Here is a 2,153-nt window from a genome sequence, read left to right as displayed (position 1 = left end):
CGGGCGTCGCCAACCACTTCTTCTTCCTGCTCGCCGAGGGCAGCGGCGCCAGGACCATCAACGGGGTCAGCTACAACAGCCCCACCTACAACGGCGCCGCGATCACCGGCATCGGCCGCGCCAAGGCACTGCAGGTCTGGTACCGCGCGCTGTCCGTCTACATGACCTCCACCACGAACTACAAGGCCGCCCGCACGGCGACCCTGAACGCGGCGAAGGACCTGTACGGCTCCGGCTCCACCGAGTACAACACGGTCGCCGCCGCGTGGACCGCGGTCAACGTCAGCTGACGCACCGCATCCCGGCCGGGTACGGCCCGGGACGGCCCGCGCACCGCCGCGGCAGCCGTCCCGGGCCGCGGACGCCGCCGCGCGACGGGGGCGTAGGCTCGGCCGGATGAACATCCGCATCGCCACCCGCGAGGACTGGCCTGCCGTCCACCGGTTCTACTCGACGATCATGGCCGAGGGCCGCACCTACCCGTTCCCCGAACAGCAGAGCCTCGACGAGGCGGAGCCGTGGTGGATGGAGCGGCCACCGGGCCGCACGGTGGTCGCCGTCCGGGACGGGGAGATCGTCGGGTCCGCCAAGATGGGGCCGAACAGGCCCGGTCGCGGCTCCCACATCGGCACCGCCTCCTTCCTCGTCGACCCGGCGCACCAGGGCAGGGGCGTGGGGCGGGCCCTGGGCGAGTACGTCATCGACTGGAGCCGTGCGGAGGGCTTCCGCGGCATCCAGTTCAACGCGGTCGTGGAGGTCAACGCCCCCGCGGTGCACCTCTGGACGTCCCTGGGGTTCGACATCGTCGGCACCGTGCCGGAGGCCTTCGACCATCCCGAGCACGGCCTGGTCGGGCTGCACCTGATGTACCGCCGGCTCTGACCCTGCGGGCCCGGACAACCCGGACCGCCCGGACCGCCCGCACGGACGGGAAGAACCGGCCACGTCGTGCCAGGACGCGGCGGACCGGCGGGTTACGCTCGCGACCGGGAACACCCGCCGGGTACCGAGGAGAGCAGCACGGCACAGACCGATCGCGAACAGATCATCAGAACGTTGACGTTCTGGCTGCGGCCCGGCTTCGCGCTGCGCTGCCTCGCCCGCTTCCAGCGGATCGTGGGCTTCGACCGCTCGATGGCGCTGGCCGCCAGCGCGCTGGCGGCGACGATCCCGCTGTCGATCATCTCCGGCACCATCCTGGCCGGCAGCGGCCACCAGGACGCGGCGGAACGACTCATCAGCCGCTACCACCTCACCGGCGGCGGCGCGGAGGCGGTCGAACAGATCCTCGCGCCGCCGTCCGAGGCGAGCGCCACCGTCGGCGTCTTCGGGGCGCTCTTCCTCGTGATCTCGGTGCTGAGCTTCGCGCGCGCGATGCAGCGGCTGTTCGAACAGACCTGGGAACTCAGCCCGCTCAGCGTGCGCAACACGCTGAACGACCTGCTGTGGGAGCTCGGTCTCGCCGGCTACCTGGCGGTCACGGGCCTGGTGTACGGACTCCTCGGCCACGGACGGCTCCAGCTGGGCGCGGCCGCGGTGGAGGTGCCGGTGACCACGGCCTTCCTCGTCTGGAGCGGCTGGGTCCTCAGCGCGCACCGGATCACCTGGCGCGACCTGCTGCCGTTCGGCGTCATCGCGGGCTTCCTGGAGGGGGCGTACTCGATGGGGGCGACCCTGTACCTGCCGCACCTCTTCAGCTCCTCGGCCTCCCGGTACGGCGCGATGGGCGCGGTGTTCGCCATGCTCTCGGCCATGTTCGGCGTCATGCTCGTCGCCGTCGGCTCGGCCGCACTGGGACGCGAGGTGCACGACGAGCTCGTCCACATCCGCAGGGGCGAACGGCCGCCCGACGACGAGGTGCGCCGCGAATGGAACAACGTCATCGACCAGATGCGCCTGCGGTGGCAGAGCGCCCGGAAGCAGATCTCCCGCTCCCGCCGGCCGAAGGAGCCGGACGGCCCGTGAACGCGGCCGGTGAACGCGGCCCGGACCGCCGACACCACCGCCGCGTGCCGCACCGGCACGCACCGCGCCGCACCGCATCTGCCGGGCGCCGCGGCGCCGGGGGGCCCCCCCCGGGGCCCCCGGGGGGGGGGGGGGGGGGGCGGGGGGGGGGGGGGGGGGGGGGGGGGGGGGGGGGGGGGGGGGGGGGG

General features: G+C 73.5%; 3 protein-coding genes. All 3 read left to right on the top strand.

From position 1 onward, the window contains the following. On the top strand, positions 1-290 hold a 290-nt coding region (locus SNE206_RS31320), incomplete at its 5' end, for a M4 family metallopeptidase (protein WP_407915705.1). A 106-nt stretch (positions 291-396) separates the two neighbouring features. Then, positions 397-882, top strand: a complete 486-nt coding sequence (locus SNE206_RS31315; protein ID WP_407916921.1) for an N-acetyltransferase family protein — start codon at positions 397-399, stop codon at positions 880-882. 174 nt (positions 883-1,056) lie between these two features. Beyond that, complete coding sequence (locus tag SNE206_RS31310; RefSeq protein WP_407916920.1) at positions 1,057-1,965, top strand: YhjD/YihY/BrkB family envelope integrity protein; 909 nt, start codon at positions 1,057-1,059, stop codon at positions 1,963-1,965. Positions 1,966-2,153: the final 188 nt, after the last annotated feature.

This window comes from Kitasatospora sp. NE20-6 (assembly GCF_045862635.1).
Note: the sequence above shows the minus strand (reverse complement) of the source record. Positions and strands in the feature narration are given on the sequence as shown.

What these genes read in the sequence shown, in the direction of transcription:
- SNE206_RS31315 (WP_407916921.1), top strand. Translation starts at nt 397, where the DNA reads ATGAACATCCGCATCGCCACCCGCGAGGACTGGCCTGCCGTCCACCGG.